The organism is Pseudomonas sp. 1L-B-1-E-C1 (genome assembly GCF_057291835.1).
The window spans coordinates 658424-673055 of record NZ_JBXAWN010000001.1 but is presented as its reverse complement, the minus strand read 5'-3'; the positions used below and the strand labels follow the sequence as shown (position 1 = coordinate 673055).

Below are 14632 nucleotides of genomic sequence, written 5' to 3'. Positions count from 1 at the left end.
TGTCATGTCAATGTAACGAATGATGCTCGGGAGAATGGACCTGCCCGAATTTGTCGATCCGCAGACCAACCGGTCATCGCCATGGATCTGTTTCGGCACCCGCGGACCTAAAGCTTCCGCCCGGAACGACGATACGCTTTGATACCCGCCCGACTTATTCCTGCCCTCCGACAAAAACGCCGCTCAAGGATCAGTTCCATGCCCGCACTGCGCACTATTCAGGCTCGCTACACGCTGTTTCTGGTTCTGTTCATCCTGTTGTTGTCCGTGTTGACTGTAGTCGGCATCAGCCAGTTGGTTGCGCCGACCCTGCGCGACACCGAAGAAAAGGTCGTGCTCAATCGCATCGCCGAGGTCGCCGTGCAGATTCAGGGCGAACTGAACAAGGTACAGGCCCAGCAGCGCAGCATCACTCAGACCATCCCGTTGCTCGACAGCGCAGCCATCGACGTGGTGCTACCAGGGCTGGTGGATCAGTACGGCGAGCTGAAAGTCTTCGGCGGCGGCATCTGGCCTTTGCCGGGCCAGCGTGAAGCCGGGCGCAACAAATTCAGTACCTTCTGGCACCGCGACGCCTCGGGCCAGCTGAAGGTCAACACCTTCTGGAACAGCGACGCCGCACCGAACTACTACGACCAGAGCTGGCACAAGGGCGGCATGGCCACCCCGCGCGGCCAATGCGCCTGGGCCGCTGCCTATAAAGACGACGCCAGTGCCGAGCCGCGCACCAACTGCGCCATGGCCATCTACAAGAACGGCAGCGCCTGGGGCGTCTCGACCATCGACGTGACGCTGGGCTTCTTCAACGATCTGGTGGCGCGCAAGGAAAAAGACCTCAACGCCGAGATGCTCATCGTTGAGGCTGACGGCAAGATCATCAGCAACAGCTCACGCATCAGCGGTCCGATTGTGCTGAAGAACATCAGCGAACTGGCGGCCAGCTCCACTTTCATCAACCAGATCAAGTCCGGCCTGCAGAACCGCGATCAGGCGCAGCGCGTCGAGTTCGATACCAACGGCGAAGCCAGCACGTTCTTCATGCGCCCTATCGAGGGCACGCCGTGGTTCCTCGCCACCGCCCTGCCAACCAAGATGCTCACCGCCCAGCGTGATGACGTGCTCAACAGCCTGAGCCTGATCCAGATTCCGCTGGTGATCCTGCTGGTGCTGTTGCAGGTTTATGCGATTCGTAAGCTGGTGCAGCGCATGAAAGCGCTGAAAGCCAACATCGACTCGCTGTCCAGCGGCGACGCCGACCTGACCCGCCGCATCACCATTCGCGCTGAAGACGAACTGGGCGCCATCGGCCACTCGGTCAACACCTTCATCGCCTACTTGCAGAACATGATCGGCGAAGTCACCCAGGCCACTGGCGCCATGGCTTCGAGCCTCGACAATCTGCAACGCACTTCGGCGCACACCAGCCAGATTTTGCTGCGTCATGCCTCGGAAACCGACCAGACTGTTACCGCCATTACCGAAATGAGCTCGACCGCCGAAAGCGTCGCGCAAAATGCTGCAGAAACCGCTGCGTTCACCCAGCGTGCCAACGAAAACGCCGATCGTTCGCGCGTCGTGGTCGGTGAGGCGACCAACAGCGTGGTCGCGCTGATCGACGAAGTGGCCAGCGCTACACACAAAGTTGAAAACATGCAGCAGGACGCCCAGCGCATCACCGAAATCCTCGGCGTGATCGGCGCGATTGCCGGGCAGACCAACCTGCTCGCCCTTAACGCGGCAATCGAGGCTGCACGTGCCGGGGAACAGGGTCGCGGCTTTGCGGTAGTGGCGGATGAAGTCCGTGCCCTCGCCGCCCGTACTCAGGCCAGCACTTCGGAAATCAACGAAATGTTGACCCGCCTGACCCAGGGCGTGAGTTCGTCGGTCAGCGCCATGGAAAACACCCAGGCCAGTTGCCAGTCAGCCGCGGACGCCACGGCGCGGGTCAACTCGGGGCTCGATGAAATGGCCGGTTCGGTCAGCCACATCAACAGCCTCAGCACCCAGATCGCCACCGCCGCCGAACAGCAAAGCGCGGTGACCGAAGAGATCAACCGCAGCATGGTGCAGATCCGTCACATGGTCGATGAACTGGTGCAGAGCGGCCAGGCGAGCGAGTTGAATACCCGGCAATTGCTGGAAGCCAATAGCCGCGTGAGCGCGATCATGGGACGGTTCAAGGTCAGTTGAGCCAGCCGCGACCGTGGGGATTCTGGTCTTCACACGAATCCACTGTGGGAGCGAGCCTGCTCGCGAAAGCGATTTTTCAGTCACCTAGATTTCCGTCTGATCCAGCGCATTCGCGAGCAGGCTCGCTCCCACCATTGTTCGGGCGTCTTGTAGCAACTGGAAACACTCAGTTGATGCCAGGGCGGAAAAACCGGTCAAAATGCGTTCTTTTGACCGTCACCCGAGTCGAGAGCCCATTCCCATGCGAAGCCAACTGCGTCTGCTTGCCCTGAGCACCCTGTTCCTCTCCTCCCTGGCGCAAGCCGCCGAACTGATCCCGATCGAAGTGCACCGCGATGCCAATTGCGGTTGCTGCAAAAAATGGATCAGCCATCTCGAAGCCAATGGCTTCAAAGTTGAAGACCACGTCGAAAGCGACATGAGCAGCTTTAAACAGCAGCACGGCGTACCACCGCGTCTGGCCTCCTGTCACACAGCGATCATCAATGGCAAATTCGTCGAAGGTCATGTACCGGCGGATCAGGTGCTGGCTCTGAGCAAGCGCGACGATCTGCTTGGCGTGGCCGCACCGGGCATGCCGATGGGTTCGCCGGGCATGGAAATGGACGGCATGAGCGACGCGTATCAGGTCATCGGCCTGAAAAAGGACGGCGCTGACGTGGTGGTGGCGGACTACCCGGCCCGTTGATGGGCGCGGCTTACTTCGGCCTGTTCTTTGCGGCATTTGGCGCGGCGACTTTGTTGCCGCTGCAATCCGAGGCGCTGCTGGTCGGGCTGATCGTCAGTGAGCGTTACTGGCTGTGGGGTCTGCTCGGGGTGGCGACGCTGGGCAATGTGCTCGGCTCGCTGGTCAACTGGTGGTTGGGCCGTGGCATCGAACGGTTTCAGGATCGACGCTGGTTTCCGGTCAGTCCGGGGCACATGGCCAAGGCGCGCAAGCACTACGAGCGCTATGGGCACTGGTCGCTGCTGCTCAGCTGGCTGCCGGTGATCGGCGATCCGCTGACCTTGATTGCCGGCGTCATGCGCGAACCACTCGGGCGTTTTTTGTTGATCGTCACGCTGGCCAAAGGCGCACGCTATGGCGTGCTGGCCTTGCTGACGCTGGGCTGGCTCAGTTGAACCAACATCCCGTGTGATTGCCTTTGTTTAACGTCGGCGTAATCCCGGCCTTTCAGAGTCAGCCAATTTTCAAGGAGTTTGTGCTTATGTCCGTCACGCTTTCCCGCTGGCTGCCCGGCCTCGTCCTCAGCGCTGCCCTGCCGTTAATGGCGCACGCAGCCACTGAAACCGCTCCCGCCGAAGGGCCGGCCTATGGCCCGGAACTGCAAGGTTTCCAGTATCCCTACACGCTTAAACATTTCGCCTTCGAATCCCAGGGCCAGCAACTGCAAATGGGCTACATGGACATCGCCGCCAATGGCAAGGCCAACGGTCGCACCGTGGTACTGATGCACGGCAAGAATTTCTGCGCGGCAACCTGGGACAGTTCGATCAAGGCGCTGAGCGACGCGGGCTACCGAGTGATTGCGCCGGATCAGATCGGTTTCTGCACCTCAAGCAAGCCTGAGCACTATCAGTACAGCTTCCAGCAACTCGCCACCAACACCCAGCAGTTGCTAAAGGCGCTGGGCATTCAGAAAGCCACCGTGCTCGGCCACTCCACCGGCGGCATGCTCGCCACCCGTTATGCGCTGCTGTTCCCCGAGCAGGTCGATCAACTGGCGATGGTCAACCCCATCGGTCTGGAAGACTGGAAAGCCCTCGGCGTTCCGTATCGCACCGTCGATCAGTGGTACCAGCGCGAGTTGAAGGTGACGGCCAAGGGCATTCGCGACTATGAGCGCACCACCTATTACGACGGCCGCTGGAAGCCCGAATTCGATCGCTGGGTCGACATGCTTGCCGGCCTGAGCAAAGGCCCGGGCAAGACCCAGGTCGCGTGGAACTCGGCGCTGATCTACGACATGATCTTCACCCAGCCGGTGTACTACGAGTTCAAGGACCTGAAGATGCCGACGCTGCTGTTGATCGGTACGTCCGACACCACCGCAATCGGCAAGGACCTCGCGCCGCCGGAAGTCAAAGCCAGAATCGGCCATTACGAGGTGCTCGGCAAACAGGTCGCCAAGCTGATTCCACAGTCGACGTTGATTGAATTCCCGGGCATGGGCCATGCGCCGCAGATGGAAGAACCGGAAAAATTCCATCAGGCGCTGCTCGGCTGGCTGGGCAAGACTCCTTCCGTTCCTTGATGAGGTAAGGCGATGACGGTGCAGATTGCAGTGATCGATGATTGGCAGGACGTGGCCCGCGACGTGGTCGACTGGTCGGTGCTCGATGGTATCGGTGAAGTAACCTTTGTGCACGATTACCCGGCGAACAACGCCACGCTCGCTGAGCGCCTCGGCAAATACGAGGTGATCTGCGTGATGCGCGAACGCACGCGTTTCGACGCCGACCTGCTGGGGCGTCTGCCCAATCTGAAATTGCTGGTCACCGGCGGCATGCGCAATGCCGCGCTGGACATGCCTGCAGCAGCGGCGCTTGGCATCAAGGTCTGCGGCACCGACAGTTACAAACACGCCGCGCCGGAGTTGACCTGGGCGCTGATCATGGCGGCAACCCGAGATCTGGTGAAGGAAGCCAATGCACTGCGCGCCGGCCAGTGGCAACAGGGACTGGGCGGTGATCTACACGGCAAGACCCTGGGTATTCTCGGTTTGGGCAGCATCGGCCAGCGGGTCGCACAATTCGGTCAGGTGTTCGGCATGCGGGTGATTGCCTGGAGCGAAAACCTCACGGCCGAACGCGCTGTACAGGCCGGCGTCACTTACGTCAGCAAGCAGCAATTATTCGAACAGGCTGACGTGCTGTCGGTGCATCTGGTGCTCAGCGAGCGCAGTCGCAATCTGGTCGATGCCCAGGCGCTGGACTGGATGAAACCGACCGCGCTGCTGGTCAACACCGCCCGCGGGCCGATCGTCGATGAAGCGGCGCTGATCAAGGCGTTGCAGAAACGGCGCATTGCCGGGGTGGCGCTGGATGTTTTCGAGCAGGAGCCTTTGCCGGCTCTGCACCCGTTTCGCACGCTGGACAATGTTCTCGCCACGCCGCATGTGGGTTATGTCAGTCGGCAGAACTACGAGCAGTTCTTCCGGCAGATGATCGAGGATATTCAGGCTTGGGCGGAGGGAGAACCGCCTCGTCTGTTGAACTGAGTCTTTAACTCGAGAGTTGTAGCGCATCAACCGGCCCCTTCGCGAGCAGGCTCGCTCCCACAGGATGAACGCATTCCAATGTGGGAGCGAGCTTGCTCGCGAAGGGGTCATCTCAGATACCACTCTGAAATACGCTCGCACCACAACGGTGCAACATGCCCAACCCCTAGCACAAAACCGTGACTGCCCAGTCACCGTTTTAGCCCACTCCAGACGAAAAACATGCCCTTCGTCGGAGCATTCTCCCTCCCAAACACTTGTTCACATCCGGACACAACCGATTGTCGAACAATTTACCCATTTGCCCTTACCCGCTCTAGGATCTGGCCTAGACTGATTTTTCAGTGGTTAAACCACTCGGTCATACCGACGAAAAAAACTCGAAACTTTTGCTTCACGCCACAGGTCATCAGAACAACTGGGCGAAAGCGACTGGTGTAATCCTTGCAACGGCCTCACCACCCATTCTGCTTGCGCGTGTTGGGTCAGCATTTGCTCACCGATGCGTGGCGCCTTTGCGCCCGGCCACAGGACTTGGCCACGAAACAGCTTGTTCGAGACAAGAATCAGATCACACACGGGAGATACATATGATCAGTGCGGCATTGGATATTCAGGGAGAGCGTGCTCACCAGTCGCTTGGAGAATCGAGCACCATCAGTGTTCCCGGCAGCCGACAGATCAACGTACCCGGCACCAAGACGCTTGCTCCGGTAGCAAGCCAGAATCCCAACAAGAAAAAAGTGTTGTTCGTGACCTCGGAAATCGCCGATCTGGTCAAGACCGGTGGTCTGGGTGACGTCTCCGCTGCCCTGCCCCGGGCCATGGCCCATCTGCATGATGTGCGTGTGCTGATCCCCGGTTATCCGCAAGTGATGCATAGCGAAAACCCGATTCACATCATCGGCGAGCTGGGTGGCCACGCCGCGCTGCCACCTTGCAAGATCGGGCGCATGGACATGCCCGATGGCCTGGTGATCTACGTGTTGATCTGCCCTGAATTGTACGAACGTGAAGGTGGCCCCTATGGCGCCAACAACGGTCGCGACTGGCCGGACAACCATATCCGCTTCGCCCGTCTCGGCCTGGCCGCTGCCGACATCGCCGCCAACCTTGCGCAAATCCACTGGCGCCCGGATCTGGTGCACGCCCACGACTGGCCGGCTGGCCTCGCGCCCGCTTACATGCACTGGCGCGGGCAGCGCACGCCAACGCTGTTCACCATTCACAACCTTGCCTACCAGGGCGTGACCAGCCTCGGTTCCTGCCCGGAGCTGGGGATTCCCACCCACGCGCTGCAACAGGAAGGCATGGAGTTCTACGGCAAGATGTCGTTCCTCAAGGCCGGCATGGCCTATTCGAGCCACATCACTACCGTCAGCGCCACGTATGCCCAGGAAATCACCACCCCGGACTTTGGCTGTGGCCTCGACGGTTTCCTCGCAGCCAAGACTCAGCAAGGTCTGCTCAGCGGCATCCCGAACGGCATCGATGAAAGCTGGGATTCGGCGACTGACCCGCACCTGTTTGCACCGTTCGCCATCGGCGATTGGGAAGGCAAAGCGGTCAATGCCGCGCATGTCCGTGAGCTGTTTGGCTTGCATGATTCCACCGGCCCGCTGTTCGCTGTGGTCTCGCGACTGGTGTATCAGAAAGGTCTCGATCTCACCGAAGCAGTGTCCGAATTCATCGTGCAGAACGGTGGCCAGATCGCAATCATCGGTCGCGGCGAGCCGGAAGAAGAGCAAGCCATGCGTGAACTGGCCCTGCGTTTCCCTGGCCAGGTCGGTGTGCGCATCGGCTTCAACGAAACCGATGCCCGGCGCATGTTTGCCGGCAGCGACTTCCTGCTGATGCCATCGCGTTACGAGCCATGCGGGCTGAGCCAGATGTACGCCCAGCGTTTCGGCTCGTTGCCAGTCGCGCGCAATACCGGCGGTCTGGCGGACACCATCGAAAACGGCGTCACCGGTTTCCTCTTCGATGAATCCACCGTTGATAGCTACAAGGAGGCCCTGAGCCGCGCGTTCAAGGTTTTCGCCTTCCCGGAACTGCTCAATGCCATGCGTTGCCGGGCCATGGCTGCACCGTTCAACTGGAGCAAAGCGGTTGAACCGTACGCCGAACTTTACGAACAACTGGTCGCCAAGGCGTTGGGTAAAGCCAGCCACAAATAACCAGGGAGTTGCAAAAAATGCCGTCAAGGACCCAAGAAACCTGGCCCCACGGCGCGATCATGCTGGATGCCGAGCACACGCAATTTGCGTTGTGGGCGCCTGACGCGTTCTACGTCAGTGTGGAACTGGAAGAAGATGGAAAATCGCTGCCGATGCTGCCCCAGGGCGACGGTTGGTTTGTGATCGAGGCCAACTGCCCGGCGGGCAGTCGCTACCGCTACTGCATCGATGGCGAACTGGAGGTGCCGGACCCGGCCTCCAGGGCTCAGGATGGCGACCTCGACCGCCACAGCGTGGTGGTCGACCCGCACGCCTATCAATGGCGGCATACGGCATGGAATGGTCGGCCGTGGAGCGAAGCGGTGATTTACGAGGTGCACGTCGGTGCGCTCGGTGGTTTTGCCGAAGTCGAACAGCATCTGGCGCGGCTGGTGGCGCTGGGCGTTACCGCGATCGAACTGATGCCGCTGGCGCAATTTCCCGGTGATCGCAACTGGGGCTACGACGGGGTGCTGCCCTATGCGCCCCAAGCCTCTTACGGCACACCCGAACAACTCAAACACCTGATCGACACCGCCCACGGCCATGGTCTTGCGGTGATTCTCGACGTGGTTTACAACCACTTCGGTCCCGATGGCAACTACCTGCATCGTTACGCCAAGGGCTTTTTCCGCGAGGACAAGCACACGCCCTGGGGCGCAGCGATTGACTTCCGCCGTCCGGAAGTACGCGAGTTTTTTATTGAAAACGCGCTGATGTGGCTGCTCGAATACCGTTTCGACGGCCTGCGCCTGGATGCGGTGCATGCGATTGAAGACCCGGATTTCCTCAGCGATCTGGCCCGGCGCATTCGCCAGCAGATCGACCCGACCCGCCACGTCTGGCTGACCGTCGAGAACGAGCTGAACCAGTCGAGCCTGCTGGAAACCGACTACGACGCGCAATGGAACGATGACGGTCATAATGCCCTGCACGTGCTGCTGACCGGCGAAACCGACGCCTATTACGCCGACTATGCCGCGCAACCCACTGAGCAATTGGTGCGCTGCCTGAGTCAGGGCTTTGTGTTCCAGGGTCACATCACGCGTCATGGCGAACCCCGTGGAGAGCCGAGCGAACATCTGCCCTCCACCGCTTTCGTGCTATTCCTGCAGAACCATGACCAGATCGGCAACCGCGCGTTTGGCGAGCGCCTGCATCAGCTCGCCGACCCACGCGCGGTGCAAGCGGCGACGGTGTTGCTGCTGCTGTCGCCAATGATTCCGCTGATCTTCATGGGTGACGAATTTGCTGCCGAACAACCGTTCCTGTTTTTCACCAGCCACCACGGTGAACTGGCGGAACTGGTGCGTGAAGGCCGGCGCAACGAATTCGCCGCATTCAGTGCCTTTACCGATCCGCACAAGCGCGAGCAGATACCCGATCCGAATGCCGAAGAAACCTTCCGCGCTTCACAGCCGCGACTGCTCGGCAGCGGCACGTCGTTACAGCAGCAGACTCAAGAGCTCTACCGGCAACTGCTGAAGTTGCGTCACCAGTACATCATTCCCCACCTCTCCGGAACCCAGGCGCTGGGCGCGCAGATGCTCGGCTATGGCGCAGTCAGCGCACGCTGGCGACTGGGGGATGGCAGTGAGCTGCGAATTGACCTGAACCTCAGTGATACGCCAGTGGTCAACCCTGCACAGACCGATACCGAGTGGCTGTTTCAACAGCCAGCCGCCATCGAACTGTCGGACCCGAACCAACTGCCGGCGTACACCGCGCTCGTCAGCCTCACGGCCGCACCCCTTTTGCACCCCCTGGATGGAGAGCGCCTATGAGCGATGCGCAACTGGAAATACTCGCCAGCCGAGCCGGCCTCGCCGTCGACTGGATCGACGCCAACGGGCGTCAGCAAAAAGTCGCTCCTGCTGTGCTGCGCAATGTCCTGATCGGACTGGGCCACCCGGCCAGCACCGCGCAAGAAATCGATGCCAGCCTGCTGGAATTGCAAGAGGTCCAGCAGGACCGCCATTTGCCGCCCCTGTTGACCTGCGACGTGGGCGTTGCCCTGAATCTGAGTCGCTATTTCTCACCGGAGACGCCCTGCGAGATTCATCTTGAAGATGGCTCCCAGATGAACCTCAAGCTGGACAACGAAGCGATGCTGCCCGGTCTAATTCCGGTCGGTTACCAGCAAGTGCACATCGGCGATCAGTATTTCACCCTGGCGGTGGCGCCCGAGCGCTGCTTCAGCGTCGGCGATGCCGTCGATAGTCCTATCCCCCGCGCCTGGGGTCTGAGCGCGCAGTTGTATGCCTTGCGTCGTCCCGGCGATGGTGGTTTCGGCGACACCCAGGCACTGGAAGAACTGGTGCGTGTGGCCGGCGAACGGGGTGCCGATGCCCTGGCGATCAGCCCGATGCACGCGATGTTCAGCGCCGACACCGGTCGCTACAGCCCTTATTCGCCCTCCAGCCGCCTGTTTCTCAACTCACTGTATGCCGCGCCGGGGAGCATTCTCGGCGAACGCGCCTTGCGTGACGCGATCGACGCCAGCGGCCTGGCCGCGCAGTTCGAGCAGCTGGAAAATCTCAAGCTGATCGATTGGCCCGCTGCCGCCGAAGCCAAGCAGAAGCTGCTGCAAGCCTTGTATGACGGTTTCGTCGCTGGCGAGCATCCGTTGCACGCCGACTTCGCCAGTTTTCGCCACGCCGGCGGCGAAGCGCTGGAAAACCACTGTCGCTTCGAAGCGATTCAGGAAATGCGCGCCGCCCGTGGCGAAAGTCTCGACTGGCGCGAATGGCCAGAGCACTGGCACGACCCGCGCGGCGCGGCGCTTGGCGCTTTTGCCGAGGAATATGCCGAGCGCATCGGTTATTTCGCGTTCTGCCAATGGCTGATCCATCGCTGCCTCGAGCGCGCACAAACTGCCGCGCGCAGTGCCGGCATGGGCATCGGTCTGATCGCCGACCTCGCTGTCGGTGCTGACGGCGCCGGCAGTCAGGCCTGGAGCTTTCAGGATGAACTGCTCGCCTCGCTGACCGTGGGCGCGCCACCGGATATCCTCAATCGCAGCGGCCAGGGTTGGGGCATTTCCGCGTTCTCGCCCGAAGGCCTGATCCGCAACGGTTTCCGCGCCTTCATCGACATGCTGCGCGCCAACTTCGCTCACGCCGGTGGTCTGCGCATCGACCATGTCATGGGTCTGCAACGTCTGTGGGTGATCCCCAACGGCGCTCATCCGGCCGACGGTGCCTATCTGTATTACCCGTTCGACGACATGCTGCGCCTGCTGACCCTCGAGTCACATCGGCACAAGGCCATCGTGCTCGGCGAAGACCTCGGTACCGTGCCGGAAGGCTTGCGGGAGAAGCTCGCCGCGCGTTCGATTCTGGGCATGCGCGTACTGTTGTTCGAACAGGACAACACTCGCTTCAAACCGATTCTCGACTGGCCGGATGACGCACTGGCCACCACCAGCACCCATGACTTGCCGACGCTCAATGGCTGGTGGCATGGCCGCGATATCGACTGGAACGCGCGCCTGGGCCTGGTCGATGCCAATGGCGAAATTGACTGGCGCCGACATCGCGAGCGTGAACGCGAAGGCCTGCGCGATGCGCTGCGTCAGGATCCGCAGAATTTTCGCGAAGAGTCCCACGAAGCCGATCAAGTGGTCGATGCCAGCGTGCGTTTCCTCGGCCACACCCGCGCGCCGCTGGTACTGCTGCCGCTTGAGGATGCCTTGGGTATCGATGAACAGCCGAATCTGCCTGGCACCACCGATTCACATCCGAACTGGTCGCGACGTTTGCCCGGTCCCAGCGAAGCGTTGCTGGACGGCCCCGATGCCGCCCGCCGCCTGGAACTGCTGGCCTGCGCGCGCCTTCAAGCCTCTGAGCGTGACCAATGAATCAACAGTTTATCCAGCCACTGCGCGCCACCTTGCGCCTGCAATTTCATAAAGGTTTTACCCTCGAACAAGCGGTGCCACTGGTGCCGTACTTTGCCCGACTCGGCATCAGCCATATCTACGCCTCGCCTCTGCTTGCGGCGCGCGCCGGTTCGATGCACGGCTACGACGTGGTCGACCCGACCCAGGTCAACCCTGAGCTGGGCGGCGAGCCGGCATTGCGCCGGTTGGTCAACACCCTGCGCGAGCACAACATGGGGCTGATCCTCGACATTGTTTCCAACCACATGGCCGTGGGTGGCAACGACAACCCGTGGTGGCTCGACTTGCTGGAATGGGGACGCCTGAGCCCGTACGGCGAATTCTTCGACATCCAGTGGCACTCGCCAGACCCGTTGATGGAAGGCCAGTTGCTGTTGCCGTTCCTCGGCAGCGATTATGGCGTGGCGTTGCAGGAGGGTACGCTGAAGCTCAAATTCCACGCGCAGACCGGCAGTTTCCATGTCGAGCATTACGACCATCACTTCCCGATCTGCCCGAGCAACTATGGCGAGCTGCTCAAGGCCGACGACACGCTCAAATCCCTGGCCGATCGCTTCAGTACGCTCAGTTACCAGATCGATGCTCACTCGCTGGCGATCCCGCTCAAGCAAGAGTTGCGCGAGCTGGCCAGCGTTCCGCGAGTTCTGGCTACGATCGAAAGCAACCTCGCTCAGTACGACTCCACCACCGAGGAAGGCTTCCAGAAGCTGCACGAGCTGCTCGAGCACCAAAGCTACCGCCTCGCCAGTTGGCGCACCGCAGCGGACGACATCAACTGGCGGCGCTTTTTCGACATCAACGAGCTTGGCGGTCTGCGCGTCGAGCGCCCGGCGGTGTTCGAAGCGACCCACGGCAAAATCTTCCAATTGGTTGAAGAAGGTCTGGTCGACGGGTTGCGCATCGACCACATCGACGGCCTCGCCGACCCGCGTGGCTACTGCCGCAAATTACGCCGGCGTCTCGATCATCTGGCGCCTGGACGTCATCTGCCCATCTATGTCGAAAAGATCCTCGGTGAAGGCGAAACCCTGCGCCGCGACTGGAGCGTTGATGGCACCACCGGTTACGAGTTCATGAATCAGCTGTCACTGCTGCAACATGATCCGGACGGCGAACATGTGCTCGGCGAACTCTGGCAGCGCCGCACCGAGCGCCCCGCCGCGTTCATTGAAGAAGCGCAACTGGCCCGTCAGCAGATCCTCAACGGCTCGCTGGCCAGCGATTTCGAAAGTGTCGCCCAGGCGCTGCACCAGGTCGCCCGTGATGACTTGATGACTCGCGATCTGACCCTGGGCGCAATCCGCCGCGTGCTGCATGCATTGATCGTGCACTTCCCGGTTTATCGCACCTACATCAGCGCCCTGGGCCGTTCCGAGCAGGACGAAGCGATTTTCCAGCACGCCATGGACGGTGCGCGGCAAACCCTCAGCGAGGCTGACTGGCCGGTGCTCGACTCGGTCGCCAGTTGGCTGGGCGGCACGCCGTGGCGGCGCAAGCCACGCGGGCGTTCGCGCAAGATCCTCAAGCATGCCTGCGTGCGCTTCCAGCAATTGACCTCGCCGGCAGCGGCCAAGGCCGTGGAAGACACCGCGCTGTATCGCTCGGCAGTGCTGCTGTCGCGCAATGATGTCGGCTACAACACCGAGCAATTCAGCGCGCCGGTCAGTGAGTTCCATGAGGTCAATCAGCAGCGCATGGCGGAGTTCCCCGACAACCTGCTGGCCACGGCGACCCACGATCATAAACGCGGCGAAGACACCCGTGCCCGGTTGGCCGTGCTCAGCGAACGCAGCCATTGGTACGCCGATCAGGTCGAACTGTGGCGCGCCCTCGCCCGTCCGGTACGTATCGAAGATGACGCGCCGTCCGCGGGCGACGAGCTGATCCTCTATCAGGCATTGCTTGGCAGTTGGCCGCTGGATCTGCAGGACGATGACAAGGCTGGTTTCGCCGAGTACGCCAAGCGCATCTGGCAATGGCAGCAGAAAGCGCTGCGCGAAGCCAAGTTGCAAAGCAGCTGGAGCGCGCCGAACGAAGCCTATGAAAACGCCGCGCAAGCCTTCACGGAAAAACTGCTGACCGGTGAGGAAGGCGAGTTGTTGCGTGCGGCGCTGAGCAAGACCGTCAACAGCATCGCTGCTGCCGGCGCGCTCAACGGGCTGGCGCAAACCTTGCTGCGCATGACCGTGCCGGGGGTGCCGGATCTGTATCAGGGCAACGAATACTGGGACTTCAGCCTGGTCGACCCCGACAATCGTCGGCCGGTGGATTACGCCGCCCGCGAGCAATCCCTGCAGGCATCCGTGCCGAACGCAGAACTGCTCAAGGACTGGCGTGACGGACGCATCAAACAGGCGCTGATCAGTGAGGTGCTGAACCTGCGCAAGGAGCACAGCGAGCTGTTCCGCCTTGGCGATTACCAGCCACTGGAAGTGCTGGGCAGTCAGGCGCACAGCGTGCTGGCATTCGCGCGGGAACACGAGGGCGTGCGCGCCATTGTGGTGGTGCCAGTGCGCTGCGCGACGTTGCTGGAAAACAGTGCCATGCCGCAGGTCGATGCGCTGCGCTGGGGCGATACGCGGGTGGTTTTACCGTCTGCCGCTCAGGATGCAAACCTGAAGGGACTTTTTGCAAGCAGCGTAGTCACACAAAACAGGGAGCTGAATGTCAGCGAAGCGCTGGGGGATGTCCCGGTCAATCTCTTTATCCAACACTTAACACAAGCATGAGTTCAGTTCAGGAGCATTGCGATGAGCACCGACGATAAACGCATTCGCGAATTCGCCTATCAGATCTGGGAGTCGGAAGGTAAGCCTGAAGGCCAGGAAGAACGTCATTGGGAGATGGCGCGCAAACTGGCCGAGGCCGAAGCGCTGGCACCGAAGAAGCCACCGAAGGCAGCTGGCAGCAAGGTGGCCGGCAAGACGCCCGCGGCGAAGAACACTGAGGCCAAAGCGCTCGACGGCAAAACGCCGGCCGCTGCCAAAGCCAAACCGGCAGCAAAAGCCAAGCCCGCGGCGACGCCAAAGGTGGTTCCGCCTGGCGAAAAGGCTGCCGAGAAAAAGCCGCGAGTTGCGAAGAAGCCTCCGGCGAACTGACCTAGA

The 14632-nt window shown here is 61.1% G+C and carries 9 protein-coding genes and 2 pseudogenes; all 11 read left to right on the top strand.

What is annotated here, in order from left to right; genetic code table 11:
- Positions 1–198: 198 nt before the first annotated feature.
- Positions 199–1329 (top strand): annotated as a pseudogene (locus AC0Z4S_RS02880) (HAMP domain-containing protein); the annotation flags it as partial.
- Positions 1330–1662: 333 nt separating this feature from the next.
- Positions 1663–2190 (top strand): annotated as a pseudogene (locus tag AC0Z4S_RS02875) (methyl-accepting chemotaxis protein); the annotation flags it as partial.
- A gap of 241 nt (positions 2191–2431) precedes the next feature.
- Positions 2432–2878, top strand: coding sequence for a DUF411 domain-containing protein (locus AC0Z4S_RS02870; protein ID WP_471877914.1), 447 nt, complete (start codon positions 2432–2434; stop codon positions 2876–2878).
- Positions 2878–3312 (top strand): YqaA family protein, encoded by a 435-nt coding sequence (locus AC0Z4S_RS02865; protein WP_485621961.1) that lies wholly within the window; start codon positions 2878–2880, stop codon positions 3310–3312. Before AC0Z4S_RS02870 ends, AC0Z4S_RS02865 begins: the two co-directional genes overlap by 1 nt.
- An 86-nt stretch (positions 3313–3398) precedes the next feature.
- A complete protein-coding gene (locus tag AC0Z4S_RS02860) occupies positions 3399–4445 on the top strand; it encodes an alpha/beta fold hydrolase (protein WP_485621960.1) in 1047 nt (348 codons plus the stop codon).
- Positions 4446–4457: 12 nt separating this feature from the next.
- Entirely contained in the window at positions 4458–5411 is a 954-nt protein-coding gene (locus tag AC0Z4S_RS02855; RefSeq protein WP_485621959.1) for a D-2-hydroxyacid dehydrogenase family protein, read from the top strand.
- Between the two features lie 590 nt (positions 5412–6001).
- Positions 6002–7588, top strand: a complete 1587-nt coding sequence (glgA, locus tag AC0Z4S_RS02850) for a glycogen synthase GlgA (protein WP_471877918.1) — start codon at positions 6002–6004, stop codon at positions 7586–7588.
- A 17-nt stretch (positions 7589–7605) separates the two neighbouring features.
- Complete coding sequence (gene treZ, locus AC0Z4S_RS02845; RefSeq protein ID WP_471877919.1) at positions 7606–9411, top strand: malto-oligosyltrehalose trehalohydrolase; 1806 nt, start codon at positions 7606–7608, stop codon at positions 9409–9411.
- Positions 9408–11486, top strand: coding sequence for a 4-alpha-glucanotransferase (malQ, locus tag AC0Z4S_RS02840; protein WP_485621958.1), 2079 nt, complete (start codon positions 9408–9410; stop codon positions 11484–11486). Before treZ ends, malQ begins: the two co-directional genes overlap by 4 nt.
- Complete coding sequence (locus AC0Z4S_RS02835; RefSeq protein WP_485621957.1) at positions 11483–14257, top strand: malto-oligosyltrehalose synthase; 2775 nt, start codon at positions 11483–11485, stop codon at positions 14255–14257. The genes malQ and AC0Z4S_RS02835 overlap by 4 nt, the downstream gene beginning before the upstream one ends.
- A 21-nt stretch (positions 14258–14278) precedes the next feature.
- Positions 14279–14626, top strand: a complete 348-nt coding sequence (locus AC0Z4S_RS02830; protein ID WP_042609870.1) for a DUF2934 domain-containing protein — start codon at positions 14279–14281, stop codon at positions 14624–14626.
- Positions 14627–14632: the final 6 nt, after the last annotated feature.

Excerpts from the sequence above, each read along its gene's own strand:
- AC0Z4S_RS02855 (WP_485621959.1), top strand. The coding sequence starts at position 4,458 with ATGACGGTGCAGATTGCAGTGATCGATGATTGGCAGGACGTGGCCCGC.
- AC0Z4S_RS02870 (WP_471877914.1), top strand. The coding sequence starts at position 2,432 with ATGCGAAGCCAACTGCGTCTGCTTGCCCTGAGCACCCTGTTCCTCTCC.
- glgA (WP_471877918.1), top strand. The coding sequence starts at position 6,002 with ATGATCAGTGCGGCATTGGATATTCAGGGAGAGCGTGCTCACCAGTCG.
- AC0Z4S_RS02830 (WP_042609870.1), top strand. The coding sequence starts at position 14,279 with ATGAGCACCGACGATAAACGCATTCGCGAATTCGCCTATCAGATCTGG.
- malQ (WP_485621958.1), top strand. The coding sequence starts at position 9,408 with ATGAGCGATGCGCAACTGGAAATACTCGCCAGCCGAGCCGGCCTCGCC.
- AC0Z4S_RS02865 (WP_485621961.1), top strand. The coding sequence starts at position 2,878 with ATGGGCGCGGCTTACTTCGGCCTGTTCTTTGCGGCATTTGGCGCGGCG.
- AC0Z4S_RS02860 (WP_485621960.1), top strand. The coding sequence starts at position 3,399 with ATGTCCGTCACGCTTTCCCGCTGGCTGCCCGGCCTCGTCCTCAGCGCT.
- AC0Z4S_RS02835 (WP_485621957.1), top strand. The coding sequence starts at position 11,483 with ATGAATCAACAGTTTATCCAGCCACTGCGCGCCACCTTGCGCCTGCAA.
- treZ (WP_471877919.1), top strand. The coding sequence starts at position 7,606 with ATGCCGTCAAGGACCCAAGAAACCTGGCCCCACGGCGCGATCATGCTG.